This is a genomic window from Flexivirga oryzae (genome assembly GCF_014190805.1).
Classification (GTDB): domain Bacteria; phylum Actinomycetota; class Actinomycetes; order Actinomycetales; family Dermatophilaceae; genus Flexivirga; species Flexivirga oryzae.
In genome coordinates, this window is sequence record NZ_JACHVQ010000006.1 from 1 (window position 1) to 25663 (window position 25663).

A 25663-nucleotide genomic window follows, 5' to 3' on the forward strand; every position below is an offset into this window, starting at 1 on the left:
CGCACCACGGCCCTGACGTCGACGGTCGCCGCGGCGCCGGTGCGGATCGAGAAGACGTAGTCGCGTGTCGTGCCGGTTCCGTCCTGGTGGGTCCGCACCGCCCTGGTGGACTTCACCGCGTGATCGCCGTCGATCGTCACCGCAACCTTCGGTGTCCCGTCCAGCTCGTACTCCGCGACCCGTCCGTCGGCACGCCGCACGGCCGGTGTGTCGGCCACGTGGACGCCCGCGCCGGTGACCACGACCCACTCGCGACCCGCGGGGGCCCAGCCCAGCCCGTCGACGTACGGCGCCCGGGTCATCAGGCGGGCCTCGGCGGTGCAGAACCACCAGTACCCGGACCTCTCGTCGGCCGGCTGATCCTGCGTCTGAGACACCTGCGCGCTCGCCGGCCGCGGCCGGTAGAGCGAGGCGAAGGCGCCCAGCCGGCGCTCACCACTGACCAACGAGACCGACTGGGTCCGTCCCTCGAACGTCACGGTCAACTGCACGTCCGCGGCGTCGCCAGGCACCGCGACCAGTGCCTGGTTGCGGTCGTCGTCACCGGCCGTGGACGAGCCCTGCGCGGGTGCCTTGACCGCCCGGTCGACGACGACCGAGGTCGTCTTCGACCGCACGGCAAGGCGACTCGCGTGGTCACCTGTGTCGGGTGCACCGTCGGACGACGACCGGGTGGCCGACCACGTGACGTGAACCAGTTGCCCGTCACGCGGAGCCTTCGCCTCGACCGAGCCACCGGTTTCGTCGCTCGACGCCCGCTGCCCCACCGCCACGCTGACCGACAGGACGCTGCCGGGCAGCTGGAAGCTGAGGTCGTGCTCGTAGGTCGCGTCCGACAGCGAGTAGTCGCCCTGCAGCGAATCGCCCACCGCCATCCGGCCCCTGTCGTCCTCGTGCCGCCCGAGCAGCAGCGCGCTCAGCGCGACCGCGACGACCAGCAGCAGCGCGACCGCGATCACCGAGCGGCGGCGCCACCAGCGCAGTTCGTGGGTGTTCACAACACCATGGACGTCGTGTCGCGGCCCACCGTTCCGCCATCCGACGCCGTCAGACGCCCGGGTAGGTGACGACCGTGGACACGTCGACCCGGTAGGTCGCGGGTGCGCTCTTCCACTCGCTGGCCCGCCGATCGAGCGTGGTCGGCAGCTGGTAGTCCAGCCGGACCCGCGCATCCTTGGTGGCCGGGACGAGCCAGGCGCGCGCGGCGAGGCGGACCGCGTCGCCGATGACCTGGTCCGGACCTGCGACACGCGCCGGTTTCGCCATACCCGCCACCGAGAGGGTGGCACTCGGCCGACCGGACGGCACGTAGCGGGCCCCCTCGTGGAGGTTCTTCGGGTAGATCGAGACGTCGCGTTCGGACCGGGTGACGGTGGCACCGTGCACGATCAGCCACTCCTTCCCCGCCGGCGCCGCACCCAGACCTGCGACGTAGATGCTGCGGGTCACGTAGAAGTCGCAGTGCACCCAGGAGAACCGCTTGTCCGAGTCGTCCCGGCACGGGAACTCCTCGGAACTCTTCACGGTGCGCGGCGACGGCCCGCCATGCACGGACCGGACGGTGCGCCCGGCGAAGCGTGCCTCCACGTAGGAGTCGGTGCCGTCACCTTTCACCACGAACAGCACCGACCCGCCGTCGTCAGCGAACCCCACCGAGGTCGCGATCGGGTAGCGCCGACCGCCGGACACCAGGGTCAGGTCGGTGCCGGGATCGCGGCGCTGGAGAGCGGTCGCGGCCGGCCACACCGACGGCGGTGTGTAGAACTGGTCGCCACTCCACGACACCTCGACGAGCGCCGCCCCGTGCGGTGCGGTGATCTTGTGGCCGTAGCCACCGACCTCCGGACCGATGCCGATCGTCAGGTCCAGTGGACCGAACGGGGTCTGCACCGTGGCCCGATTGTCGGCCAACTGGTCGGCGAACACCGTGGGGTGGTCGAAGCGGTCACCGACGTGGACGCCGGCCCGCTCGTGCACCCACCAGCCGATCGTCGCGGCGGCCAGCACCACGATCAGCGCCAGGACCAGCCACCTGCCGCGGTGCCGGGTTGGGGTTGCGGAGTTCATCGGGCACCTCCGACCGTCGGGTCGACCGCGGGCGGATAGGCGCTGCTCGTGCTCAGAACCATGGTGGCGGTCTTCGGGGCGTGGGCGTCGCCGCCGGTGCGCCTGGTGGTCGCCCGGACGACCGTGTCGACGGTGAACCCGGCGCCACGGACGACGGAGAACACGTAGTCGCGGGAGACGTACCTGCGGTTGCTGACCGTACGCACCTGCTCCGCGCCGAGCGTCTTGCGTGGAGCATGACCGTTCACGGTGGTCACCGCCCTCGGAGTCCCACTGGTGGAGTACTCGGCGTAGCCCTTGCCTGCGCTCCAGGTCACCGGGTCGTGCGTGTCGATGTCGTAACCGGCTCCCAGGACCACGACCCATTCCCGGCCCGCGGGCGCCCAGCCCAGGCCCGAGACGTAGGGCGTCCGCAGGACGGTGCCACGGTCGGCGCGCCCGGACCAGCTGAACGGTGAGTCCGGGTCCTTCGGCTGGTGCTGGTCGATCGGCAACGCGCTGAGCGAGCCGCTCCCCGCCGGCGGGTACAACGACGCGAAGGAGCCCATCGTGCGTCGGCCGCCGATCAGTCGCACGGTCTGCGTGCGACCGGCGAACTCGGCGACCAGTTCCACGTCGGACGGCCGGCCCGGGAGTGCGACGACCTTCTCCGGCCCACCGTCGTCGTCCGAGGACGCCGGTTTCGGCCGCAGGTCCGCGTCGACGACGACGGTTCTGCCGGCTGACCTGATCGACAACCGGGTGGGCTGCTTGCCCTGGGTTCGCCTCGGAGCGCCCGTCGAGGTCCAGGACAGGTCGACCAGCAGACCGCCCTTCGGCGCGCGGATCGTGCCGTCCGAGCCGTCGTCGGAGTCCTCCTGCTGACCGCGCTGCCCGATCTCGACGCGCACGTCGATCTGCGCGTTCGGCACGACGAGGTCGGCGCTGGTGTCGACCTCGCCGTCCGAGATGGAGTAGCCCCCGCTGCGGGTCGCCCCGGCAGCGAGGCGGTCCTTGTTCGAATGGCGTATGACGAGGCCGGTCACCACCGCCGCGAGCGCCACGGTGAGGACGACGGCGACGATCCACCGGCGACGGTGTCCACCGGATGCTGCTAGGTCGGGCATCACGCTCACACCCCTGGGTACGTCGTGGTCGTGGACACGTCGACCAGGTGTGTCGACGGGGCGCCGTGCCAGTAACTGTGTGCCGGCACGATCCTGGTGGGCAACCGGTAACGCAGCCGCACAGTGGCCGACTTCTGCGCCGGGACCAGCCAGGCCCGGGTCGCCACCCGCACCGAATCCCCGATCACCGTGTCCGAACCCGCGACACGCGGTTTCGCGGACACACCGTCGACCGTGACGGTGACGGCCGGCGGGCCGCTCGGGGCGTATTCGGCGCGCTTCGAGTCGTCGTGGGCGTCCCGCACGCGGACGTTCTGGTCGTACCGCGTCGCGCTCGCGCCCTGGACGACCAGCCATTCCTTGCCTGCGGGTGCCACGCCCAGGCCTGCCACGTAGACGCCCCGGTGGACCGGCAGCGTGCAGTCGACCCAGGAGTACGTCCTCTTCGAGGTGTCCTGGCACCCTGCGTAACCCTGGCTGCGCACCGTCCGGGGCGTGTTCGGGCCGGGGGCCGAGGTGAACGTGCGGCCGCCGAACCTGCTCTCCACCCGGGCGTCCGATCCGTCACCGGCGACGACGATGATCGCCGATGACCCGCCGTCCGACATCACCACCGCATCGGCGAGCAGGTAGCGGTGACCCCCGGTGACCAGGGTCAGTGTCGTCCCCGGGTCGCGCCGGTCGCGCGGAGTGCTCGTCGGCCATACAGGAGGCCCGTCGTAGATGAGCCCCGGTGACCAGGTCACCCTGACCAGGCTGGCGCCGTCCGGCGCGCGCACCCGGTCGTCACGGCTGCCGATCTCGCGCCCGGTGCCGATGGTGACGGGCAACGACCCGAACGCCGTCTGCACCTCGGCCCGGTGTTCGGTCAACTGGTCGACGAAGACCATGACACCGTCGAGGTGCTCCCCCGCCGCGAGGTGATGCCGTTCGTGCGAGGACCGGGCGATACCGCCCACGACCAGGGCGACCGCCACGACCGCCGCGGCCGCTGCCGCGAACCACCGCCCGCGGTGCCGGCGGAACGCACCGGCCTGCTGCCCGCTCATCGGCTCACCCGCGGCGCAGGGTCGACCACTGCCGGCGCGCTCAGGGTCTTGCCGACCCGGACGGTGGTCCTGGCCGGGGCGTGCCGGTCCTCGCCCTTCCCGCGTTTCGCGGGCACCACGGCCTCGACCTCGACCGTCGCCGCGTCACCGGTGTGGATCGAGAAGACGTAGTCGCGTGCCGTGAGGAGTCTGTCCTTGGTCGGTTGTGCGGCGCTCACGGACGTCTCCGGGTGCTCGCCGTTGACGGTCACCGTCACCTGCGGCTTCCCGTCCCGCTCGTAGCCCGCCAGCCGGCCACCCTCGATCCACTCCGCCGGACGGTCGGACGCCCGGACCCCCGCCCCGCTGACCACCACCCACTCGTGTCCGGCCGGGGCCCAGCCCAGGGCGTCGACGTAGGGCGTACGCGTCAGACCGTTGACCTCCGCGTGACAGAACCACCGGTACGGGGACTGCCCGTCGGTCGGCTGGTCCCGGGTGAGGGACACCTGCGCCCCCGCCGCCCGCGGTCGGTAGAGGGACGCGAAGGCGCCCAGCCGCCGCTCGCCGCTGGCGAGGGAGATCGACTGGGTGCGCCCCTGGAACGTCACGGTCACCTGCAGGTCCGCGAGTTCGCCGGGGACCGCGACCAGCGCCTCGTGGCGGTCGTCGTCGCCGGAGCCGGCCGAGCCCACCACGGGCGCCGTGATCGCCCGGTCCAGCACGACCGAGGTCGTCCTCGACCGCACCGCAAGGCTGCTGGTGTGGTCGCCCGTGTGAGGGGCGCCGCCGAGCCACGGCCCGGAAACCGACCATTCGAGGTGCACCAGCTGCCCGCCGTGCGGTGCCTTGACCCGCGTGACGTCATACGTCTTGTCGTCGACCAGCGCTGCCCGCTGCCCCACCTCTGCGTTGATCATCACGCTGGCACCGGGCACCACGAGCTGGAAGGTCCGGTAGAGCGAGGTGTCGGACACCGCGTAGTCGCCCGGCCGGGAGGTCCCCGCCGCCATCCGGCCCTTGTCCCCCTGGTGCCGCACGAACAGCACCGTGCTCAGCGCGACCGCGACGACGAGGAGCAACGCCACCCAGAGTGCGGGGCGGCGGCGCCACCAGCGCAGTTCGTGGGTGTTCACATCACGATGGACGTGTCGTCACGGCATACCGTTCCGCCCTCGTCATCAGCCCGCGACGCCCGGGTAGGTCGCGACCATGGAGACGTTGACCCGGTAGGTCGCGGGCGCGCTCTTCCAGTCGCTGTCCCGCCGATCGAGCGTGGTCGGCAGCTGATAGCTCAGCCGGATCCGCGCATCCCGGGTGGCGGGGATCAGCCAGGCCCGCGCGGCAAGGCGGACGGCGTCACCGGTGATCTGGTCCGAACCGGCGACCCGTGCCGGCTTCCCCAGACCCGCCACGGAGAGCGTCGCGGTCGGCGGACCGGACGGCAGGTATCGCGCTTCCTTGCTGTGGTCGGCGGGTTGGAAGGTCGACACCTGGTGTCGCGAGCGGGTGACCGTGGCGCCGTCGACGACCAGCCACTCCTTGCCGGCGGGGGCCGCACCCAGACCTGCGACATAGATGCTGCGGGTCATGTCGAAGTCGCAGTGCACCCAGGAGAACCGCAGGTGCGAGTCGTCCAGGCACGCGAGGTCCGCGGGAGGTTGGGCCGTGTCCCTCCGCTGCGGCCTGCCACGCACCGATCGGACCGTGCGCCCGGCGAAGCGCGCCTCCACGTGGGCATCGGTGCCGTCGCCCTGCACCACCACCAGCACCGAGCCGCCGTCGTCGGCGTACCCGACGGACCTGGCGATCGGGTAGCGCCTGCCGCCGGACACCAGAGTCAGGTCGGTGCCGGGGTCGCGGCGCCGTCGAGGTGTCGCGGTCGGCCACACGATCGGCGCCGGGTAGAGCGTTTCACCGTGCCAGGACACCTCGACGAGGGCCGCGCCGTGCGGTGCCGTGATCGTGTGGCCGCTGGCACCCGCTTCCGGGCCGATGCTGATCGTCAGGTCCAGCGGACCGAACGGGGCGTCCACCGTGGCGTCGTTGTCGGCCAATTCGCCGGTCATCACGGTGGGGTCGGCGAACCGGTCACCCACGCGAACACCGGAACTCTCATGCACCCACCAGGCGATCGCCGCGGCCGCCAGCACCACGACCAGTGCCGTGACCAGCCACCGCGTGCGGTGCGTGGTCGTCATGGAGCTGTTCATCGGGTGCCTCCGACCGTCGCGTCGACCGCGGCCGGGAACTGGCTGCTGGTGCGCAGGAGCATTCGGGCGGTCGCCGGGGCGCGCGTGTCACCGCTGGTGCGCTTGGTCGTGACGTGGACGACCGTGTCGATCGTGAAGCCGTTGCCGCGGGCGACGGAGAAGACGTAATCGCGTGAGCCGTGCAGGTAGAAGTTCGTCACCGTGCCCGGGTGCTCTGCACCCACCTTCTTCTCGGGCGGGCGCCCGTCCATGGTGACCGTCACCTTCGGCGTTCCGACGGTCGAGTACCTGGCGTATTCGTCGCCGACGGTCCAGACGACCGGGTCGAGTGCGTCGATGCTGTAACCGGCTCCCTGGACGAGGATCCAGTCACGCCCCGTCGGTGCCCAGCCCTGACCCGAGAGGTAGGGCACCCGGACCACCTGGCCGCCGTTGGCCTGTCCGGTCCAGCGGAACGGTGACCTGGGGTCCACCGGCTGGTCCTGCCCGATCGGTCGCGAAGTCAGCAGGCCGGGTGCTGCCGACAGGTACAGCGGTGCGAAATCGCCCATCGTGCGCCTGCCACTCACCACTCGCACCACCTGGCTGCGACCGGCGAAATCAGCAACCAGCTCCACATCCGACGGCCGGCCCGGGAGCGCGACGACCTGCTCCGGCGCGTCGCTGTCGTCCTCGGCGGACGCCGGCCGCGGCCGCAGCGACGGATCCAGCACGACGGTCCGGCCACCCGACCGGACCGACAGACGCGTCGGTTCCGTTCCCTGGTAGTTCGTCGGGATACTGGTCGAGGTCCACGACAGGTCGACCAGTACGCCGCCCTTCGGCGCGCGGATCGTGACGTCCGAGTCGTCGTCGGAGTTGTGTCGGTACCCCCGTTGCCCGATGTCGACACTCACCCGGATCTGGGCGTTCGGCACCATGAAGTCGTCGTCGTTGCTGGAGCCGGCCGAGATCGAGTAGTCGCCGCTGCGGGTCGCCCCGGCAGCGAGGCGGTCCTTGTTCGAGTGGCGTATGACGAGGCCGGTCACCAGCGCGAGCGCGACGACGACGGCCGCGCCGATCAGGACGCTGCGACGCATCACCAGACCACCGTGATCTTCGCGTGTTTCGGGTAACCACTGACGTGGCCCTGCACGTAGTCGACCGGCGCGACGAACGTCGTGGAGCGCCGGACGTGCACCGTGCCGGCGGAGTGTGGCACCTTGAACACCGCTACGGGCGTCCACCAGGTGCCGAGTTCGACGCGCCCCTTCTTCAGCACTTTCACCGCCGGTCTGCCGTCGACCCGCTGGCTGCCGGTGATCTTCGCGATCTGCTTGAAATAGTCGACGTACGCCGACGAGTCCCGCGACGGCCGCCAGCGCACATCGTTGGACAACCGGATGTAGCCGCTGTCGACGACCACCCAGTCGCTGCCTTTCGGTGCCCAGCCGAGCCCGTCGACATAGGCCAGCCGGATCGCGCTGCCACCGTTGTCACTGGTCTGCCATTGCAGTTTCGCCCTGGGCTTCGCGCTGGGCGCCCCGTCGCCGACGACCGGGCTCCAGCCGCCGCTGTTGTAGAGCAGATCGGCGCGTCCGGCGCGCCGCGTGCCGGTCGTCGGGTCCACGGACTGCGTCACGCCGGCATACGTGGCCTCGATCCGCAGGTCGTCACCGTCGCCGTCGACCGCGATCACCGCGGAGCCGTCCACGAGAGCGTCGGTGCGGAACGTGTCGAGCCGATACCGGTGCCCGCCGGCGACCAGCGTGAGCGTCACGGGGTGATTGCCGCCGATGTCGACCGCGCCGACGGTCTGCGCGCTCGCGTTCGACCCGCTGTCCCACTCCACCTCGACGAACCGGCCGCCCAGCGGCGCGCGCACCTCCCGCGAGCCGGGTGACCCGACGGACGCCTCACCCGCCGGCCCGGTGACCTCCACCTGCACCAGCCCGGACGGCACCCTGATGTCGACGGTGTGCCGGTCGCCGTAGACGTAGCCGGATGCTCCGAACCGCTGCCCCACGTGCGCCCGGTTGTGCAGCACGGCCACGGCCGCGACGCCTCCGGTGGCGGCGAGCACGAGTATGACGATCCCACCGATCAGCCACCAACGGTGGGGACGGTGTGCCGCTTCGCGCTCCTCAGTCACGACGCTTCGACTCGCGCGGGCCACCGGTGGTTCCGGCCCGCGGACCGCCGGTCAACCCAGCGGCAGCGTCGCCTGTGGTGGCGCATGCGAGGGGTCGACGCCGTCGAAGAGGCTGCTGACCGACTCCCCCGCGTGGATCCGGGCGATCGCCTCCGCGAACAACGCGGACACCGAGCGCACCTGCAACTTGGGCCAGTCGGGTGGCCGGGGCACCGTGTCGGTGGTGACGACATGCCCGATGAGCGGGTGGCTCGAGAGCCGCTCGACAGCACGCCCGACGAACAGGCCGTGCGTGCAGGCGATGTCGGCGGAGGTGCAGCCGCGCTCGGCCAGCCGGTCGAGCAGCTCGACGACGGATCCGCCGGTCGAGATCTCGTCGTCGAGCACGATCGCGCGTTTGCCGTCGACGTCGCCGACGATGGTGTCGATGACGACCTTCTCGTCGGAGATCCGCTTCTTGGAGCCCGCGGCGACGGGCAGCCCGAGCAGCCGGGAGAACTGGGTCGCGGTCTTGGCGTTGCCGAAGTCGGGCGACACCACCACCGAGTCGGTGAGGCCGCCGACGGCGCGGAAGTGGTCGGCCAGCACGCCGATGGCGGTCAGGTGGTCGACCGGCATCGAGAAGAAGCCGTGCACCTGCGGCGCGTGCAGCGCCATGGTGATCACCCGGTCGGCCCCGGCCGTCTCGAGCAGGTTGGCGACCAGTTTGCCCCCGATCGAGATCCGTGACGCGTCCTTCTTGTCCGAACGCGCGTAGGCGAAGTAGGGGATCACCGCCGTGATGCGCTCGGCCGACGCACCCCGTGCCGCGTCGATCATCAGCAGCAGCTCCATCAGGTGGTCCTGCGTCGGCGGCACCAGCGGCTGGACCAGGTAGACGTCACGCTGTCGGCAGTTGGCGAGCAGTTGCGCCTGCAGGCAGTCGTTGCTGAACCGCTTGAGGTCGACATACGAGCGAGGAACCTTCAGATGCTCGCAGATGCTGTCGGCGAAGGCCGGGTGGGCTGATCCGGAGAAGACGACGATCTCGCGCACTGGCGACGGACCCTTCCAAGGCGGCGGACTCGGGTGCAGCTCGACTGTACTGTCTCGCGCGGCCCCGGGGACAGCCCCGGGTCGCCGAGCTAGGCGCGCCCGGAGAACTGCTGCAACCGCTCGGTGGATCCGGTGATGACCAACTGATCGCCCTTGTCGATGACGGTCTCCGGCCGGGCGTCCTCGAACGTGGCGCCACCCTTGTGCTTGACCGCCACGACGGTGACGCCGTGCAGGCCACGCAGGTTGAGCTCGGTCAGGTTCTTGCCGGAGAACTTGGCCGGTGCTGCCATCCGGCCGATGCCGAAGCCGCTCTCCAGCTCGTAGTAGTCGGTGAGCGAGCCGACCAGCAACCGGCCGATGCGAGCGCCCATCTCGCGCTCCGGGAGCACCACGTGGTGTGCTCCGATGCGCTCCAGGATGCGGGCGTGCTGCTTGGTCATCGCCTTCGCCCAGATGCTCGGCACGCCGAGGTCCGCGAGGTTCGCGGTGGTGAGGATGGACGCCTCCAGGTGCGAGCCGATCGCGACGACCGCCCGCTCGAAGTCGCCCGCCCCGATCTGCCGGAGTGCGTCGGGGTCGGTGCTGTCGGCCTGCACCACGTGGGTCAGGACGTCGGCCCACTTCTGGACGAGCTCGACCGACTGGTCGACGGCGAGGACGTCCCAGCCCTGTTCGGTCAGGGTGCTCGCGACCGACGTCCCGAACCTGCCGAGCCCGACGACCAGCACCGTGTGGGGGTCGAGCGTCGCGTGGTGCCGTTTAACCGACAATGGGCCACTCCTCCGGTAGTCGATAGCGCCGCTTGTTGCGTCGCATGGCGAGTGCGGTACCGACGGTCATCGTGCCGACTCGGCCGATGAACATCAATGCGATGAGGACGATCTGCGCGGCAACGGGCAGCTGCGAGGTCAGGTTCGCGCTCAGGCCGGTGGTGGAGAAGGCCGAGATCGTCTCGAAGAGCACCAGCTGCATGGGTTGCTCGCTGATCGTGATGACGGCGATCATCCCGGCCATCACGCACCCGACCCCGAGCAGTGCCACGGTGAGCGCCTGCCGCTGCACGGCCGCAGGTATGGCGCGGGGCCCGACCCGCGCCTGCGGCTCACCGCGGATCTCGGAGATGATCACCGCACCGAGCAGGAAGAAGGTCGACACCTTGATGCCCCCGGACGTGCCGGCACTGCCACCGCCGATGAACATCAGCACATAGTTGACGGCCATCGTCTCCGGGCGCACCTGCGCGTAGTCGACGGTGTTGAACCCGGCGGTGCGCGGGAAGACGGCACCCCCGACGGAGTTCCAGATCTTGTCGGTGACACCCATGTGCGCGAGCGTCGCGGGGTTGCGCCATTCGAAGACCAGGAAGGTGACCAACCCGGCGAAGAAGAGGATGACGGACCCGTAGAGCGTGAGCCGGGTGTGCATGGACCACTGGTGCGGCCGGCGGCGGCGCATCAGCTCGAACCACACCGGGTAGCCCAGACCGCCGATGAAGACGCCACAGCACAACAGTGCCAGCACCCACGGATCGCCGGCGAACTTCACCGCTCCCTCGGAGTAGAGGGTGAAACCGGCGTTGTTGATCGCCGAGATCGAGTTGAACAGGCCCTCCCAGGCCGCGCGCCCGATGCCCTCGCCGTACGCGAAGTGCAGGCGCAGCGCGAGCAGGACGGCGAGGGTGGCCTCGAGCATCAGGTAGAAGCGCACGATCACCCGGATCATCGACCGCGCATGCGCGGGCGTGTCGGTGTGCGCGTCGGCCTGGGCGGCCAGGGTGCCCTCGATGCCGATCCGCCCCCGCACCAGCTGCAACAGGCGCGCCGACAGGGTGACGATGCCGAGCCCTCCCGCCTGCACCAGCAGCAGCATGACCACGTGCCCGAACGGCGTCCAATACGTCGCGACGTCGACCGGCGACATGCCGGTGATGCAGGTGGCGCTGGCGGCGGTGAACAGTGCGGTGCTGAACTCGGCGTGCCCGTGGTGCGTGCTGGAGATCGGCAGGGCGAGCAGCGCCGTGCCCGCACTCACCGTGATCGCGTAGAACCCGACAACGATGCGTGCCGGGCCGAATCTCGCTCTCATCGGGGTCCCCGCGAAGTATCGGAGGAGCGCAGCGGGGGAGAACTTCGTGGGGTTGTTCTCATACGCAACACTTAACCGTATGACGCCCGCACTTCTGGCCAAGTTGATCAGCGGGGAGGGCGCGGCACTGCTGGCATCGCTCCCGCCGTACGACGAGGCGGAGGCGTTCGTGCTGGGCGATCGCCTCCGGATGGAAGGGTTCGACCCCGAGCTGATCGCGGCCGCGCTGACCCAGTCACGCCTGCGTTCGCGGGCCGAACGCAAGTTCGGGCGGGCGGCGCGCGAGATGCTGTTCACCCCTGACGGCCTGGAGCAGGCGACCCGGCAGCAGGTCGCCCGCCTGCACGCACGGCGGCTCGCCGACTCCGGCGCCCGCCAGGTCCACGACCTGGGCTGCGGCATCGGGGCGGACGCCCGCGCGTTCGCGGCGGAGGGCCTGCGGGTCACCGCGGTGGACGCCGACGAGGTCACCGCCGGGGTCGCCGATCACAACCTGCGGCACTGGGACCACGCGAGCGCCCAGCACGACTTCGCCGAGCGGGCGGGCGCGCCGGACCGGCTCAGCGCCCCGGACGCGGCGGTCTGGCTGGATCCGGCACGCCGCACTCCCGGGGTGAGCGACATCAACGGACGCACCCGGCGAACGTTCCGCCTCGACCAGCTGGCACCGTCCTGGGACTTCGCCCTGGAGACCGCCGCCGGTGCTGCCGCCGCCGGGGTGAAACTCTCCCCGTCGCTCGCCCACACCGATGTGCCGCTCGGCACGCAGGCGCAGTGGACGTCGTACGACGGCGAGGTCGTGGAGTGCGTGCTGTGGTGGAACGCCGCGGCATGGGACCGCGGCCGGTCGGCGCTGGTCGTCAGCGACCAGTTCGCCTACGAGGTGCTCGAGCGGGATGCCGCGGACACCGACCCGGGGACCGCACGACTGGACCGGCTGCAGGGCTACCTCTACGAGGCGGACCGGGCGATCATCCGCGCCGGACTGACCGGCGCCCTCGTGCGGCGTGTCGACGGTGTCGAGCTGGATGCCGGGCTCGGGATGGTCAGCTCGCCGCGCGACGTCCTCGTCCCGTGGGCGAAGAAGTATGCCGTGACGGAGGCGATGCCGTTCAACCTCAAGGCGTTACGGTCCTGGATCCGGGACCACCGGATCGGCCGCCTCACCATCAAGAAGAAGGGCGCGTCAACGGACCCGGACACCTTGCGGCGCCAGCTCCGGCTCAAGGGTGACGGTGAGGCAACCATCCTGCTGACCCGCATCGGCGGGGCGCAGGCGGTGTTGATGCTCGTGCCCGCACCGTGAGCCGGCGCAGCCCGAAGTTCGCCGTGAGTTACCGTCGAGCCGTGTCTTTCGCCCGACGGCCCGTAGCCGCCGCTGCCCTCGCCGCCGTGACCGCCGTCGCGGTGACCGCCTGCTCGTCCGGCGGGTCGGATGACGCCTCGTCGGCGGCCACGACCCGTGAGTCGGTCGCGACGTCGACCGGTGGCGCACCGTCGTCGAACACACCGTCGCACGCTTCGAGTTCTTCCGCGCGCCCCACGACCACCCCCGCACCGGCGAACAGTTGCGTCCAGCGGACCTACGAGCGGCTGTCCCCGGCACAGCGGGCCGGCCAGCTGCTGATGATCGGGCTGGACGCGAATGCCGCGTCCACTGCCGACGACTCGCTGATCGCTGAGCAGCACGTGGGCAATGTCATCTACCTCGGCGGCTGGACGGGTCGGTCCAAGATCCAGTCGACGTCGAATCATCTGCAGTCCGAAGCAAGTTCGTCGGCAACAGGTGGAGTCGGCATGCTGATCGCAGCCGACCAGGAGGGCGGCGCGGTGCAGCAACTGCGCGGTCCGGGTTTCAGCACCCTGGTCTCGGCGTTGCAGCAGGGCACGATGAGCAGTTCGGCGCGCACCGCCTATGCGACGACCATCGGGCGGCAGCTGAAGGCAGCGGGCGTCAATCTCGATCTGGCGCCGGTCTCCGACACGGTGCCGGCCTCGATGGCTGCATCCAATGCTCCGATCGGCAAGTACGCCAGGGAGTACGGCCATGCCCCGGCGACCGTCGCCGCTGCTGTCGGGGACGTCGTGCGCGGTCTGGACGCCGGCGGCGTCGGCGCCACCGTGAAGCACTTCCCCGGGCTCGGCCGGATCACCGGCAACACCGACTACACCAGCGTCGGCACCACCGACACCGTCACCACGGCAACCGATCCGTACCTGCGGCCGTTCTCCGCGGGCATGAAGGCCGGCGCCGCCGCGGTGATGATCGCGTCGGCTCACTACGCGAAGCTCGACCCGTCCACCCAGGCGACCTTCTCCGGCAAGGTCATCACCGGGCTGCTCCGCGGCACGCTGGGGTGGCATGGCGTGGTCGTCACCGATGACATGAACGCCGTTGCGGTGTCTGGGATCCCAGTGGGTGAGCGCGCGGTGCGGTTCGTCGCCGCGGGCGGCGACATCGTGCTGACCGGGCGAGCCGCCAATGCGTCCCCGATGATCGGCGCGATCCTTGCCCGGGCCGGCTCCGACGCCGCGTTCGCGGCCAAGGTCACGGCGTCGGTGCAGCGGGTACTGACCCTCAAGCGGCGCCTCGGCCTCCTGCACTGCTGACCCGCGGCGCCCGCACCGCTCGCCCTCGGCCGGGTCAGTCGGCCTTGACCTGGCTCACCGGCATCGACGAATCCGCAGGTAGGTCGAGCGAACTCGGTCGCAGGCCACGCTGCACCATCTGCGAACCGAGAGCCGCGACCATCGCACCGTTGTCGGTGCACAGCCGCACACGGGGCACCCGCAGGCTGATCCCCGCAGCGTCACACCGCTCCTGCGCCATCGCGCGCAGGCGGCTGTTCGCGGTGACACCGCCACCGATCTGCAGGTCGTGCACGCCGTACTCGTGACAGGCGTCGATCGCCTTGCGGGTCAACACATCCGCGACCGCTTCGTTGAAGCTCGCCGCCACGTCGGCCACCGGCACCGGCTCGCCCGCGAACTCTCGCTCCTGCACCCAGCGCACGACTGCGGTCTTCAACCCCGAGAACGAGTAGTCGAAGCGGTGCCGCTTCAGATCCTTCCGGGAGGTGAGGCCGCGCGGGAAGCGTATGGCAGAGGGGTCGCCGTCGGCGGCCGCGCGCTCGATGTGCGGACCTCCCGGGTACGGCAGACCCAGTACCCGGGCGACCTTGTCGAAGGCCTCCCCCGCGGCGTCGTCGATGGTGCTGCCCAGCTCGACAACGTCGGACGCGATGTCGCGCACCAGCAGCAGATTGGTATGACCACCCGAAACCAGCAGTGCCACAGTGGGTTCCGGCAGTGGCCCGTGATCGAGAACGTCCGCACAGACGTGCGCGGCGAGATGATTGACGCCGTACAACGGCTTGTCGAGCGCCCAGGCGAGCGCCTTCGCCGAGGCGACGCCGACCATCAGAGCACCAGCGAGTCCCGGACCGGAGGTCACGGCGACGGCATCGATGTCCGCCAGCTCGTGCCCGGCCTCCCGGCACGCGCCCCGGATCGTCGGGACCAGCTCTTCCAGGTGGGCCCGGCTGGCGACCTCGGGCACGACGCCGCCGAAACGCGCGTGCTGCTCGACACTGCTCGCGACGACGTCACCGAGCAGCGTGTTGCCGCGCACGAACGCCACGCCGGTCTCGTCACACGAGCTCTCGACGCCGAGGACGAGTGGTTCAGTCATTCGAGATCACCTCGAGGTTCGCGCGCATGATGTGCGCATCGACGTTGTCCGGCCGGTAGTAGTTGCGGCGGGTCCGGATGTGCTCGAAACCTGCTCGTAGATAAAGGTTTCGGGCTGGCTCATTGTCCGCTCGCACCTCGAGGAGCAGCGCCTCAGCGCCGGACCCGCGGGCCTCGGCCGTCAGCCGCTCCAGCAGGCGGCGCCCCAGCCCATGACCCTGCCGGGCGGGGTCGACCGCGATCGTCATCACGTCGGCCGTCGCGCCGGCGCAGTCCACTCCCCCGTAGCCGACGATCCGGTCGCTGGCGGTCACCACCGTGTACCGGCGCCGAGGGCGGCCGGCCAGTTCGGACCACCACGACTGCGCCGACCACGCATCGTGGCCGAAGATCTGCTCGTCCATCGCACCGACCGCCGGCAGGTCGGGCCACTCCAGCTCGCGGAACTCGACCGTCGCCTCACGTCGGTCGGCGCTCATCGCGGCAGCACCGATTTCATTCCGGCCGACGGCTTGGCGTCCGGTTGACGCAGGTAGAGCGGCTGTGCGGCGAGCAGCTCGTGGCCGCGGGCGAGCCGGGCCACGACGTATGACGCGAGCGCCCCGGCCGGGACGTCGAGCGGTTCGAGAGCACCGGCGAAGCAGTCCGGGTAGAGCACCGGCCCGCGACCGGCCGCGGGCAGCGCCCGGATCTGGTCGGGCAGTTCGCCGGGGCGGGAGACCTGCGGATCACCCGAGATCCGTTGCGGCATACCGGCGGAGCAGCGGTAGCTGGCCCAGTAGACCTCCTTGCGACGTGCGTCGGTCGCCACCAGGAAGTCCTCCGGTGCTCCGCCGGAGCCGGCGACGGCGTGCGCGAGGGCATCGAGGCTGCACACTCCGTGCACCGGGATGCCGAGGGTCAGGCCGAGCGTCACCGCCGTGGCCAGACCGACCCGCAGGCCGGTGAACGGCCCCGGCCCGACACCGACGGCAACGTCGGTCAGCTCGCCCGGACGGTGGCCCGCCGACGCCACGACCGACGCAATCATCGGCGTCAGGGTCTCGGCGTGACGCCGCGCGTCGGCCAGTGACTCCTCGGCGACGACGCGCGCCCCGTCGTGGAGCGCAACGGTGACGGCCGAGGTGGCGGTATCGAGGGCGAGCAGCAGCACCGCACAAGGGTACGGCGCACCGTCAGGCGTCCTGCGAGAGCTCCCCGACGAGCGTCTCGAAACGGTCGCCGGTCGGCAGCAGGGTCGCTCGCCGGGCCTCGCCGGTGGCGTCCGGCTCCAGGACGATCTCCAGGTGCTCCGTGGCCAGCGCCTCAGCCATTCCGGCACCCCACTCGACGACCGTGACCGACACCGCGATGTCCGCATCCAGATCGAGGTCGTCGAGCTCGTCCGGGCCGCCGAGCCGGTAGGCGTCGACGTGCACGAGTGCCGGGCCGCCGACCAGCGACGGGTGGATCCGCGCGATCACGAAGGTCGGCGACGTGATGGGGCCGCGCACGCCGAGCCCCTCCGCGATGCCCTGCGTCAACGTCGTCTTGCCCGCGCCGAGACCGCCGGTGAGGACCACCACATCACCTGCCGCCAGCAGTGCGCCGAGTCGCGCACCCCAGACGTGTGTCTCGTCCGCACTGTCCAGCCGGGCTATCGCGGACGTCATGATGCGGCCGAATCCCCTTGCTGGTCAGCTCGTTTCGTTCGCCGATGACCACCAGTAACACCGCGCGTGGCACGGCCCAGGAACGCGAGCAGCTCCCGGGTGACCAGCGCCGGGTCCTCCAGCGGCAGCACGTGGCCGGCCCGCTTGACGACCACGAGTTCCGCACCCGGCAGCGCCTGCGCCAGCTCCTCGCCGTGACTGATCGGCGTGATGCGGTCACGGGTGCCGTGCAGGATGAGCACCTCGATCCCCGCGAACTTGGCCACGATCGCCCGCCGGTCGTGCTCCATCAGCGCCGGCAGGAACGCGCCGATCACGTGCAGCTTGGTCGCGAAGATCATCTCGGCGACCTCGCGGATCACCTCCCGCGGCACCGGTCCACCGAACGAATAGCGGTGCACCAGAGCCGACTCCACGTTGCGACCGAGCAGTCGTGCGTTGTTGACCAGCTCCGGACTCCGACCCGCCCGCGTCACGGCGGCCGGCCCGAGCCGGTGCACGACGGATCCCAGCTGCTTGCCGAGCCCGAAGTTGACCTCGCCCAGGCCACCGGCGCTGGTGCTGACCAGTGCGACACCGACGATGCGCTCGCGGAACAGCTGCGGGCGTTCCTCGGCGAGCGCCATGATCGCCATACCGCCCATCGAGTGCCCGACCAGCACGACGGGGCCTTTCGGCGTGGTCTGCTCGACGACGGCGGCGAGGTCCCGCCCCAGCTGGGCGATGGTGTATGACGCGTCGTCGCCCTCCCCGGAGCGCCCATGACCGCGCAGGTCGGGGACGACCACCCGATAGCCCGCCTCGTGGATCGCGGCGCGGTGCTGTGCCCAGAGCCTGCCGTTGTGGGCGTAGCCGTGCACCAGCACGACGGTGCTGGCGGCACCGTCGCACTCGTCGACCTCGACGTACAGCGGCACACCGTCATCGGCCACCACGACCGTGCCGTCCGCCACGACCTGCGGATCCTCGCCGCCCGCCTCCAGGGCTGCCGCCTCCGCACGGCGTGCTCGCAGCACGCGGTCGGTCGCGACGCCCGCTGCGGTGGCGGCACCGGCGGCGGCCAGTCCGATGCCGAGCCCGATCAGGCCACGTGACCTCATGCGTCGGGTTCGCCGAGGTAGATGCGGGGCAGGCGGGTGCTCATCCGCGTCACGATCTCATAGCTGATCGTGCCGGTGGCCTCCGCCCAGTCCTGTGCCGTCGGCTCGCCATGGGCGCCGGTGCCGAAGAGGACGACCTCGTCGCCGGCCTGCACCGGCAGGTCGCCGACGTCGACGACGAACTGGTCCATGCAGACCCGGCCGGCCACGGTGCAGCGTTGCCCGCCCACGAGGACGGGCCCCACCGAGGATGCGGCGCGCGGCACCCCGTCGGCGTACCCGCACGGCACGTCGATCAGTGTCGTCTCACGCGGAGTGACATAGGTGAGCCCGTAGCTGACGCCTTGCCCTTGCGGAACCCTTTTGATGACAGTGACGTTCGCGGACACGGTCATCGCCGGGATCAGATCGAAGCGCGACGGTCCACCGATGTCGGGGACCGGGGACAGCCCGTAGACCGCCAGCCCGGGACGAACCATGTCGAAGGCGGCCTGCGGGGTGGTCAGGGTCGCGGCCGAGTTGGACATGTGCCGCACCTCGAGCGCGAAGCCGGCCCGCTCGCAGTCGCGCACCGCATCGGCGAACCTGACCTGCTGCGCCTGGACCGTCGGGTGGTGCGGTGCGTCAGCAAACGCGAAGTGCGTGAAAACACCTGTGACACTGATGGTTCCGTCTGCCACGTGACGCGCGGCGGCGTCCACGAGCGCGGGCCAGTCGGGGCCGTAGGCCCCGTTCCGTGCAAGACCGGTGTCGACCTTCAGCTGGACGCGTGCGGTCTCACCGACCTCCCGCGCGGCCGCGGCGACGGCATCCAGCTCCCAGATCGCCGGCACCCCGACGTCGATGCGGTTCCGGATGGCGGCAGCGAAGTCGACCCCCGGCGCGTGCAGCCAGGTCAGCAGTGGGGCGGTCACGCCTGCCTCCCGGAGCGCGAGCGCCTCCTGCAGTTGCGCCACGCCGAGCCAGTGCGCACCACCACGCAGTGCGGCCCGGGCGCTGGGGACGAGTCCGTGTCCGTAGGCGTCGCCCTTGACGACCGCCATCACGGCAGCGTTGCCGGCGTGGCGCTGCAGCACTTCGACGTTGTGCACGATGGCGTCGAGGTCGACGGTCACCCGCGCGGTGGCGGCGGCGCCGGTCAGGAGATTCGCTTGCTCAGTCACGAGGCAAGTGTGGCACTTCCGGGGACCGGCGTTATGCGGGGAGGCGGAGCAGGTGTGCGACCGTCCGGCCGAGCTCGTGGGCGACGTCCAGGGCACGGACCGGACCACCCGGGTTGGCCCGGTCGGCGGCGACTCCGTGCACCAGGGCGCCGAGCGCTCCGGCCGTCGCCGGGTCCTGCCCGGCGGCCAGCAGCGCACCGCAGATGCCGCCCAGCACGTCGCCCGCGCCGGCCGTGGCCAACCACGACGGACCGTCGGCCTGCGTGAACGTCGGGACACCCGACCCGCTCGGTGACACGACCGCGGTGACAGCCCCCTTGACGAGCACGGTGCAGTGCAGCCGGTCGGCCACCTGCCGGGCGACGACCGTCGGCGCCTGCTGCACGGTTTCCTGCGACAGCTCGCCGCCGTCCGGACCGGGTATGCCGAGACGTGTTGCCAACCGCAGCAATTCACCGAGATGCGGCGTCAACAGGGTCGGCGCCGGTCGTGGCGCGTCCAGCAGGTCGAGCCCGCCGGCGTCGAGCAGCACCGGCAGCTCCGAGGCGAGCGCCTCCCGCGCGGCACGCAGCTGCTCCTCGGACGCAGCCTCGACGTCCAGTCCGGACCCGATCAGCCAGGCCTGCACGCGGCCGACCCCGAAGACGGTCTCGGGCACGGCCTGCCGCAGCAGGTCGGTCGGCGCTTCGGGCCCGACATACCGGACCATCCCGACGCCCGCGGTCATCGCCGCCGTGACCGACAGCACCGCGGCACCGGTGTAGTGCTCCCCTCCGGTGACGACCCCGAGCACACCACGGGAGTACTTGTCGTCGCCCGGCGCGGGCACCGGCCACAGCCCGGTGACGTCCGTGTGCGAGAACCGTTGTACCGCAGGCGTTTCCGGATCGGGGACACCGATGTCGACAACGGTCAGCAGTCCAACAGCCTCCTCGGTCGCCGGCATGAGGTGCACCGGTTTCGCCAGGCTGAAGGTGACGGTCTCGTCGGCGTAGATCGCGTCGCTGCGCACCTCGCCCGCCGGGTCACATCCGGACGGCAGGTCGACGGCGACCACCAGCGCGGCCTCGCTGATCAGGTCGGGCAGCCCGGCCAGATGCTCCGGCAGCCCGGGCCGCCCGCCGATGCCGAGGATCCCGTCGACGACCACGTCGGCCTCCGCCAGCGCCGCCACCACCCCGTCGGGTGCCGCGCCCGCGCGCCACTCCTCCACCGCCACCCCGGCCGACTCGGCCGCCGCCAGCGCCTCCTCGTGGGTCCGCGGACCCACCAGCACCGCGACGACCTCTGCCGCCTCGGACGCCAGTGCCGCCGCGGCGTAGAGCGCGTCGCCGCCGTTATCTCCCCCACCCGCGAGGACCACCACCTGATCGGTGCCCTCCTCGGAGAGCCGCGCTGCGACGACGGCCGCGAGCCCGTCCGCCGCCCGCTGCATCAGCTCACCGTCGGGCAGCTGTGCCCGGACGGCGTCCTCGGCCGCTCGGACAGCCGGCACGTCATACGCACGAATCACGCTGTGTCTCCTAGTTCTCGGCCACCACGATGGCCGATGCGATGCCGGCGTCGTGCGAGATCGATAGGTGCAACGAGCGGATGCCGAGCTCCTCCACCCTCGCCCGCACCGACCCCTGCAGTTCCCAGGACGGTTTACCCACCCCGTCCTTGACGACCACGGCGTCGCGCCAGTGCAGCCCGACCGGCGCACCCAGCGCCTTGGCGAGCGCCTCCTTCGCCGCGAACCGGCCGGCCAGCGAGTTGGGCGGCAACGACCGCTCGGCCTCGACGAACAGTCGCTCGGCCAGCCGCGGTGTCGCCTCCAGCTTGGCCGTGAAGCGTGCCACGTCGACCACGTCGATGCCGACCCCGACGATACTCACTGTTCCACTCCGGTCACGATGCAGTGCGAAGAGCGGGGTCCCCGCGAAGTATTCGGGGGAGCGAAGCGGAGGAGAAACTTCGTGGGGTGCTCATTCCACCGTCACCGACTTGGCCAGGTTGCGCGGCTGGTCGACGTCCAGACCCTTGGCGTTGGCCAGCTCCATCGCGAACACCTGCAACGGCACCGCCGTCACCAGCGGCTGCAGCATCGGCGAGGTGCGCGGCACCCGGATGACCTCGTCCGCGAACGGCTCGACCGCCGTGTCCCCGTCCTGCGCGAGGACGATCGTGCGCGCCCCGCGGGCGCGGATCTCCTGGATGTTGGAGACGACCTTGCCGTGCAGGCCGTGCGGGGTGTCCGGGCCGGGCACCACGATGAACACCGGCTGACCGGGCTCGATCAGGGCGATCGGGCCGTGCTTGAGCTCGCCGGCCGCGAAACCCTCGGCGTGGATGTAGGCGAGCTCCTTGAGTTTGAGCGCACCCTCCAGCGCGACGGGGAAGCCCACGTGCCGGCCGAGGAAGAGCACCGACCGGGTGTCGGCCATGAACCGCGCGATCTCCCGCACCCGTTCGAGGCGATCGAGCACCTCGGCGATGCGGTCGGGCGTCTCCTGCAACTCGGTGAGGACGACGCGGGTGTCGTCCGCATACGCCTCGCCACGCAGTTGGGCCAGGTAGAGGCCCAGCAGGTAGCACGCGGTGATCTGGGAGAGGAAGCCCTTGGTCGATGCGACGCCGATCTCCGGCCCGGCGTGCGTGTAGAGGACGCCGTCGGACTCCCGCGGGATCGTCGAGCCGTGGGTGTTGCAGATCGACAGGGTGAGCGCGCCGAGGTCGTGCGCGTGCTTGACCGCCATCAGCGTGTCCATGGTCTCGCCCGACTGGCTGATCGAGACGACCAGGGTGTGGTCGTTCGCGATGGGGTCGCAGTAGCGGAACTCGTGGGCGAGCGACACCTCCACCGGGATCCGGGTCCAGCGCTCGAGCGCGTATTTCGCGATCATCGCCGCGTATGCCGACGTGCCGCACGCGACGAACGTGATCCGGTCGACGCTGCGCAACTGCTCCTCGGAGATGCGCAACTCGTCCAGGACCAGCGCACCCGTCTCGTCCGTGCGCCCGAGCAGCGTGTCCGCGACGGCCTGCGGCTGCTCGTTGATCTCCTTCTCCATGAACCAGTCGAAGCCGCCCTTCTCGGCGGCCGCGGCGTCCCAGTCGACGTGGAAGGCCTTCCCCTGCGCGGGATCGCCGTCGAAACCGATGACGTCCACCCGGTCCGGCGTGATCGTCACGATCTGGTCCTGCTCCAGCTCCAGCGCCTCGCGGGTGTAGCCGATGAAGGCCGCCACGTCGGACCCGAGGAAGTTCTCACCGTCGCCGAGCCCGACGACGAGGGGGCTGTTGCGGCGCGCGCCGACGACGACACCGGGCTGGTCGGCGTGCACGGCGAGCAGGGTGAAGGCACCCTCCAACCGGGCCACGACGGTCCGCATGGCGGCGGTCAGGTCGCCGTCGTAGGCCCGCGCCAGCAGGTGCGCGACCACCTCGGTGTCCGTCTCGGAGGCGAAGGCGACACCGTCCGCCGACAGTTCGGTGCGCAGCGCGTGGAAGTTCTCGATGATGCCGTTGTGGATCAGCGCCAGCTTGCCGTCCGGGCCGCCCAGGTGCGGGTGCGCGTTGGTGTCGGTCGGCCCGCCGTGCGTGGCCCAGCGGGTGTGCCCGATCGCCGTGCGCGACGCCGGCAGCGGGTGCGCGTCGATGTCCGCCAGCAGGTTCGCCAGCTTGCCGGCGCGCTTGCGGATCGCGATCGCGTCGTCGGCGACGAGCGCGATGCCCGCGGAGTCGTACCCGCGGTATTCGAGCCTGGCGAGGCCCTCCATCACGACGCCCTGGGCCCGGGAGCTCACGGTGGGGCCGACATACCCGACGATTCCGCACATGCAGGCAATTCAACCCGATCGGCCCCCGCCGGGCCGGACCCGACCCGCCGAACCGGCACCCGGAGCACGTCGCGGCGCGGGTCGTGGACAATGGCCCGGTGACTCGCAGCCGCACGTCCGTCCTCTCGCCCTACCTCGAGTTCGACCGCACGGCATGGTCGGGCCTGCGGGACTCGCACCCGATGAGCCTCACGGCCGACGACATCCGGCGACTGCGCAGCACCGGCGACCGGCTCGACATACCGGAGGTCGAGGAGATCTATCTGCCGCTGTCCCGGCTGCTCAACATCTACGTCGGGGCCACCGGCCGGCTGCACCGCGTCACCACCGACTTCCTCGGCGAGCGGCCGGCACGGACCCCGTTCGTGATCGGTATCGCCGGCTCGGTCGCGGTCGGCAAGTCGACGACCGCCCGCATCCTGCGGGAGTTGCTCGGGCGCTGGCCGGGGACGCCGCGTGTCGAACTGGTCACCACCGACGGGTTCCTCTTCCCCAACGCGGAGCTGGAGCGCCGCGACCTGCTGGAGCGCAAGGGGTTCCCGGAGTCGTACGACCGCCGCAAGCTGCTGCGCTTCCTCACCGAGGTGAAGTCGGGGTCGGAGGTCGTCAGCGCGCCGGTCTACTCGCACCTCACCTACGACATCGTGCCGGGTGGGCGGATCGAGCTGCACCAGCCGGACGTGCTGATCGTCGAGGGCCTGAACGTGCTGCAACCGTCGGCGCACACCGCTGACCAGCGCGGCACCCTGGCGGTGTCGGACTTCTTCGACTTCTCGGTCTACGTGGACGCCCGCGAGGACCACATCAAGCAGTGGTATGTCGAACGCTTCCTGCGCTGGCGGGAGACGGCGTTCGCCGACCCGGACGCCTACTTCCACCGCTACGCGGAGCTCACCGACGAGCAGGCCGTCGCCCGGGCCGGGCAGATCTGGGACACGATCAACGGCCCGAACCTGGAGCAGAACGTCGCACCGACCCGTAGCCGGGCGACGCTGGTGCTGCGCAAGGATTCCAGCCACCACGTGACGCGGGTGCGGCTACGGAAGGTATGACGCGGGCTCAGCGCCGGTGTTTCGGCGGACCCGCGTCCTCGACCTCGTCCGGGTCCTCGTCGTCCTCGTCGAACATGTGCTCCACGTCGTCGACCGACATGGTGTCCTCGTCGTCGACGTCGGGGTCGTCGTACTCGGCCTCGGTGCGGCGAGCGCGCGCCCACAGCAGCAGCCAGAGGCCGGCGAAGACGGCGGCGACGACCAGTGCCAGCAGGATGCCGCCGAACACCTGGTAGAGCAGGTGCGAGACACCGTTGGCCGGGACCGAACCCTTGTCCTCGTTGTTGAAGGTCGGCGCCTGGGAGTCTCCCCAGGCGGCGCCGAGTGCCCCACCGACACCGATGAGCACCACCGCGACGACCCAGTAGGCCGCCACGAACCAGCGCTTGTGCAGGAGCATGGTGCCCAAAATAGCCCGTCGGTCGGCCGGGGACCGTGCAGCCCCGGCGTCGGCGATTCGATCCGTCTAGTACCAGCCGGTGGCCTGGGAGTGGCCCCACGCACCGCACGGCGACCCGTAGGTCGACCGGATGTAGCCCAGACCCCAGCGGATCTGCGTCGCCGGGTTGGTGCGCCAGTCGGCGCCGGCGCTGGCCATCTTGTAACCGGGCAGCGACTGCGGGATGCCGTAGGCGCCGGAGGACGGGTTGGCGGCGTAGACGTTCCAGCCGGACTCGCGATTCCAGAGGCTGATCAGGCAGCCCATCTGGTCCTGGCCCCAGCCGTAGGAGCCGAGCATCGCCGAGGCGATCGTCTGCGGGCTGCCGCCGTAGCTCGGGGCGCTGCTGCGTGACGTGGCCGGCGGGGTCGCGCGCTTGGCAGCGGCCGCCTTGGCCGCAGCGGCCTTCGCGGCTGCCTTCTTCGCGGCGGCCTTCTTGGCCGCGTCGGCCTTGACCGCCGCCTTGGCGCTGGCCGCCGCCTTCGAACGCAACTTCGCGGCCGAGGTCGCACGGGCCGCGACGGCCGACTTCGTCCTGGCGTCGGCGGCCGCTCGCGCGTTGACCGCTCGGTTGGCGGCGGCGACCTGTGCCTGCGAGTTGGTGGCGACGGCCGCGTTCGCGGCCTGCAACGCGGTCGAGGTCTGAGCGGGCGCGCCGAGCGCGATGTTGGCCCGGGCGGTGCCGGCGACGCTGGCACTCGCGCTGGCCGCGGTCGAGTATGCCGCCGCAGCGACCGAGACCGAGGAGATCGCGGCTGTTGCTGCTACCGCTGGCCGACGAAGTGCGTGGATACCGGTGTCGCGACGGGCGCGGTGACGTCCCATGGGACGAGACATGGAGCAGCAGCCTTTCGGGGGAAGACATGGCTGACGCGCCCAAGTGGGCCCCGGCAGACTGATGCGACAGGATTTCGGGGTCCTGTCGCATGCACCGCCGCGCTCACGCGGCTCCTGCGAGCCACCTTCGTCGAGCGCGTCGGCACGTACGTTACCCGAAGTTCGGACCCCAGCGTTACCGAACCGAGATATTCGTATGGGAAATTTTGCGGTGCGAGACGACTCCTGGCGGAATGTTGCG

At 70.9% G+C, this 25663-nt stretch carries 25 protein-coding genes; 3 read left to right on the forward strand and 22 right to left on the reverse strand.

Annotated elements, in window-relative coordinates; all coding sequences use genetic code 11:
• The 11 genes from FHU39_RS22435 to FHU39_RS22485 all read right to left on the reverse strand — a co-directional run.
• Nucleotides 1–998, reverse strand: a 998-nt coding sequence (locus tag FHU39_RS22435) for a hypothetical protein (protein WP_183322970.1), incomplete at its 3' end; no start/stop codon positions are given.
• A gap of 49 nt (nucleotides 999–1047) precedes the next feature.
• A complete protein-coding gene (locus tag FHU39_RS22440) occupies nucleotides 1048–2067 on the reverse strand; it encodes a hypothetical protein (protein WP_183320772.1) in 1020 nt (339 codons plus the stop codon).
• Nucleotides 2064–3173: a hypothetical protein gene (locus tag FHU39_RS22445; RefSeq protein ID WP_183320773.1), complete on the reverse strand. Its 1110-nt coding sequence runs from the start codon at nucleotides 3171–3173 to the stop codon at nucleotides 2064–2066. Before FHU39_RS22445 ends, FHU39_RS22440 begins: the two co-directional genes overlap by 4 nt.
• Before the next feature lie 5 nt (nucleotides 3174–3178).
• The gene (locus FHU39_RS22450; protein WP_183320774.1) at nucleotides 3179–4222 is read right to left on the reverse strand and encodes a hypothetical protein; all 1044 of its coding nucleotides are present in this window, start codon (nucleotides 4220–4222) and stop codon (nucleotides 3179–3181) included.
• Nucleotides 4219–5337 (reverse strand): hypothetical protein, encoded by a 1119-nt coding sequence (locus FHU39_RS22455; protein ID WP_183320775.1) that lies wholly within the window; start codon nucleotides 5335–5337, stop codon nucleotides 4219–4221. The genes FHU39_RS22450 and FHU39_RS22455 overlap by 4 nt, the downstream gene beginning before the upstream one ends.
• Before the next feature lie 45 nt (nucleotides 5338–5382).
• Nucleotides 5383–6402: a hypothetical protein gene (locus FHU39_RS22460; RefSeq protein ID WP_221185258.1), complete on the reverse strand. Its 1020-nt coding sequence runs from the start codon at nucleotides 6400–6402 to the stop codon at nucleotides 5383–5385.
• Between the two features lie 8 nt (nucleotides 6403–6410).
• On the reverse strand, nucleotides 6411–7493 hold the full coding sequence (locus FHU39_RS22465) for a hypothetical protein (RefSeq protein WP_183320777.1): 1083 nt from the start codon (nucleotides 7491–7493) through the stop codon (nucleotides 6411–6413).
• Nucleotides 7493–8545 (reverse strand): hypothetical protein, encoded by a 1053-nt coding sequence (locus FHU39_RS22470; protein ID WP_183322971.1) that lies wholly within the window; start codon nucleotides 8543–8545, stop codon nucleotides 7493–7495. The genes FHU39_RS22465 and FHU39_RS22470 overlap by 1 nt, the downstream gene beginning before the upstream one ends.
• Nucleotides 8546–8596: 51 nt before the next feature.
• A complete protein-coding gene (locus FHU39_RS22475; RefSeq protein WP_183322972.1) occupies nucleotides 8597–9580 on the reverse strand; it encodes a ribose-phosphate diphosphokinase in 984 nt (327 codons plus the stop codon).
• Nucleotides 9581–9669: 89 nt separating this feature from the next.
• Entirely contained in the window at nucleotides 9670–10353 is a 684-nt protein-coding gene (locus FHU39_RS22480; RefSeq protein WP_221185840.1) for a potassium channel family protein, read from the reverse strand.
• Nucleotides 10343–11668 (reverse strand): TrkH family potassium uptake protein, encoded by a 1326-nt coding sequence (locus FHU39_RS22485; RefSeq protein ID WP_183322973.1) that lies wholly within the window; start codon nucleotides 11666–11668, stop codon nucleotides 10343–10345. The genes FHU39_RS22480 and FHU39_RS22485 overlap by 11 nt, the downstream gene beginning before the upstream one ends.
• A gap of 79 nt (nucleotides 11669–11747) precedes the next feature.
• Between FHU39_RS22485 and FHU39_RS22490 the strand changes: the two genes are divergently transcribed.
• Nucleotides 11748–12974, forward strand: a complete 1227-nt coding sequence (locus FHU39_RS22490) for a class I SAM-dependent methyltransferase (protein ID WP_183322974.1) — start codon at nucleotides 11748–11750, stop codon at nucleotides 12972–12974.
• A gap of 41 nt (nucleotides 12975–13015) precedes the next feature.
• Nucleotides 13016–14278: a glycoside hydrolase family 3 N-terminal domain-containing protein gene (locus tag FHU39_RS22495; RefSeq protein ID WP_343066081.1), complete on the forward strand. Its 1263-nt coding sequence runs from the start codon at nucleotides 13016–13018 to the stop codon at nucleotides 14276–14278.
• 34 nt (nucleotides 14279–14312) lie between these two features.
• Here the strand turns inward: FHU39_RS22495 and tsaD are convergent, their stop codons facing one another.
• The 9 genes from tsaD to glmS all read right to left on the reverse strand — a co-directional run bounded on the left by tsaD (nucleotide 14313) and on the right by glmS (nucleotide 23094).
• Complete coding sequence (gene tsaD / locus FHU39_RS22500) at nucleotides 14313–15359, reverse strand: tRNA (adenosine(37)-N6)-threonylcarbamoyltransferase complex transferase subunit TsaD (protein WP_183322975.1); 1047 nt, start codon at nucleotides 15357–15359, stop codon at nucleotides 14313–14315.
• Nucleotides 15352–15837, reverse strand: coding sequence for a ribosomal protein S18-alanine N-acetyltransferase (rimI, locus tag FHU39_RS22505; protein ID WP_183322976.1), 486 nt, complete (start codon nucleotides 15835–15837; stop codon nucleotides 15352–15354). The genes tsaD and rimI overlap by 8 nt, the downstream gene beginning before the upstream one ends.
• Nucleotides 15834–16511, reverse strand: a complete 678-nt coding sequence (tsaB, locus tag FHU39_RS22510) for a tRNA (adenosine(37)-N6)-threonylcarbamoyltransferase complex dimerization subunit type 1 TsaB (RefSeq protein ID WP_183322977.1) — start codon at nucleotides 16509–16511, stop codon at nucleotides 15834–15836. The genes rimI and tsaB overlap by 4 nt, the downstream gene beginning before the upstream one ends.
• Nucleotides 16512–16533: 22 nt before the next feature.
• The gene (tsaE, locus tag FHU39_RS22515; RefSeq protein ID WP_183322978.1) at nucleotides 16534–17010 is read right to left on the reverse strand and encodes a tRNA (adenosine(37)-N6)-threonylcarbamoyltransferase complex ATPase subunit type 1 TsaE; all 477 of its coding nucleotides are present in this window, start codon (nucleotides 17008–17010) and stop codon (nucleotides 16534–16536) included.
• Complete coding sequence (locus tag FHU39_RS22520; RefSeq protein ID WP_183322979.1) at nucleotides 17007–18110, reverse strand: alpha/beta fold hydrolase; 1104 nt, start codon at nucleotides 18108–18110, stop codon at nucleotides 17007–17009. Before FHU39_RS22520 ends, tsaE begins: the two co-directional genes overlap by 4 nt.
• Nucleotides 18107–19273 carry an alanine racemase gene (gene alr, locus FHU39_RS22525; protein WP_183322980.1) on the reverse strand — a complete coding sequence of 389 codons (1167 nt, stop codon included), beginning with the start codon at nucleotides 19271–19273 and terminating at the stop codon, nucleotides 18107–18109. The genes FHU39_RS22520 and alr overlap by 4 nt, the downstream gene beginning before the upstream one ends.
• A 31-nt stretch (nucleotides 19274–19304) precedes the next feature.
• Nucleotides 19305–20786, reverse strand: a complete 1482-nt coding sequence (locus tag FHU39_RS22530) for an NAD(P)H-hydrate epimerase (protein ID WP_183322981.1) — start codon at nucleotides 20784–20786, stop codon at nucleotides 19305–19307.
• A gap of 10 nt (nucleotides 20787–20796) precedes the next feature.
• Nucleotides 20797–21150: a holo-ACP synthase gene (locus FHU39_RS22535; RefSeq protein WP_183322982.1), complete on the reverse strand. Its 354-nt coding sequence runs from the start codon at nucleotides 21148–21150 to the stop codon at nucleotides 20797–20799.
• Nucleotides 21151–21240: 90 nt separating this feature from the next.
• On the reverse strand, nucleotides 21241–23094 hold the full coding sequence (glmS, locus tag FHU39_RS22540; protein WP_183322983.1) for a glutamine--fructose-6-phosphate transaminase (isomerizing): 1854 nt from the start codon (nucleotides 23092–23094) through the stop codon (nucleotides 21241–21243).
• A 98-nt stretch (nucleotides 23095–23192) separates the two neighbouring features.
• Between glmS and coaA the strand changes: the two genes are divergently transcribed.
• Complete coding sequence (gene coaA, locus FHU39_RS22545; RefSeq protein ID WP_183322984.1) at nucleotides 23193–24146, forward strand: type I pantothenate kinase; 954 nt, start codon at nucleotides 23193–23195, stop codon at nucleotides 24144–24146.
• Between the two features lie 7 nt (nucleotides 24147–24153).
• Here coaA and FHU39_RS22550 read toward each other — a convergent pair whose 3' ends face one another.
• Both FHU39_RS22550 and FHU39_RS23885 read right to left on the reverse strand, forming a co-directional pair.
• Nucleotides 24154–24546, reverse strand: a complete 393-nt coding sequence (locus tag FHU39_RS22550) for a hypothetical protein (RefSeq protein ID WP_183322985.1) — start codon at nucleotides 24544–24546, stop codon at nucleotides 24154–24156.
• Between the two features lie 66 nt (nucleotides 24547–24612).
• A complete protein-coding gene (locus FHU39_RS23885; RefSeq protein WP_221185841.1) occupies nucleotides 24613–25422 on the reverse strand; it encodes an aggregation-promoting factor C-terminal-like domain-containing protein in 810 nt (269 codons plus the stop codon).
• Nucleotides 25423–25663: the final 241 nt, after the last annotated feature.

Coding starts and splice junctions, on each gene's coding strand:
- FHU39_RS22485 (WP_183322973.1), bottom strand. CDS start 11,668: ATGAGAGCGAGATTCGGCCCGGCACGCATCGTTGTCGGGTTCTACGCG.
- FHU39_RS22550 (WP_183322985.1), bottom strand. CDS start 24,546: ATGCTCCTGCACAAGCGCTGGTTCGTGGCGGCCTACTGGGTCGTCGCG.
- FHU39_RS22465 (WP_183320777.1), bottom strand. CDS start 7,493: ATGCGTCGCAGCGTCCTGATCGGCGCGGCCGTCGTCGTCGCGCTCGCG.
- FHU39_RS23885 (WP_221185841.1), bottom strand. CDS start 25,422: ATGTCTCGTCCCATGGGACGTCACCGCGCCCGTCGCGACACCGGTATC.
- FHU39_RS22445 (WP_183320773.1), bottom strand. CDS start 3,173: ATGCCCGACCTAGCAGCATCCGGTGGACACCGTCGCCGGTGGATCGTC.
- FHU39_RS22450 (WP_183320774.1), bottom strand. CDS start 4,222: ATGAGCGGGCAGCAGGCCGGTGCGTTCCGCCGGCACCGCGGGCGGTGG.
- tsaD (WP_183322975.1), bottom strand. CDS start 15,359: ATGACTGAACCACTCGTCCTCGGCGTCGAGAGCTCGTGTGACGAGACC.
- FHU39_RS22520 (WP_183322979.1), bottom strand. CDS start 18,110: ATGAGGTCACGTGGCCTGATCGGGCTCGGCATCGGACTGGCCGCCGCC.
- FHU39_RS22490 (WP_183322974.1), top strand. CDS start 11,748: ATGACGCCCGCACTTCTGGCCAAGTTGATCAGCGGGGAGGGCGCGGCA.
- tsaE (WP_183322978.1), bottom strand. CDS start 17,010: ATGACGTCCGCGATAGCCCGGCTGGACAGTGCGGACGAGACACACGTC.
- glmS (WP_183322983.1), bottom strand. CDS start 23,094: ATGTGCGGAATCGTCGGGTATGTCGGCCCCACCGTGAGCTCCCGGGCC.
- FHU39_RS22460 (WP_221185258.1), bottom strand. CDS start 6,402: ATGACGACCACGCACCGCACGCGGTGGCTGGTCACGGCACTGGTCGTG.
- FHU39_RS22440 (WP_183320772.1), bottom strand. CDS start 2,067: ATGAACTCCGCAACCCCAACCCGGCACCGCGGCAGGTGGCTGGTCCTG.
- rimI (WP_183322976.1), bottom strand. CDS start 15,837: ATGAGCGCCGACCGACGTGAGGCGACGGTCGAGTTCCGCGAGCTGGAG.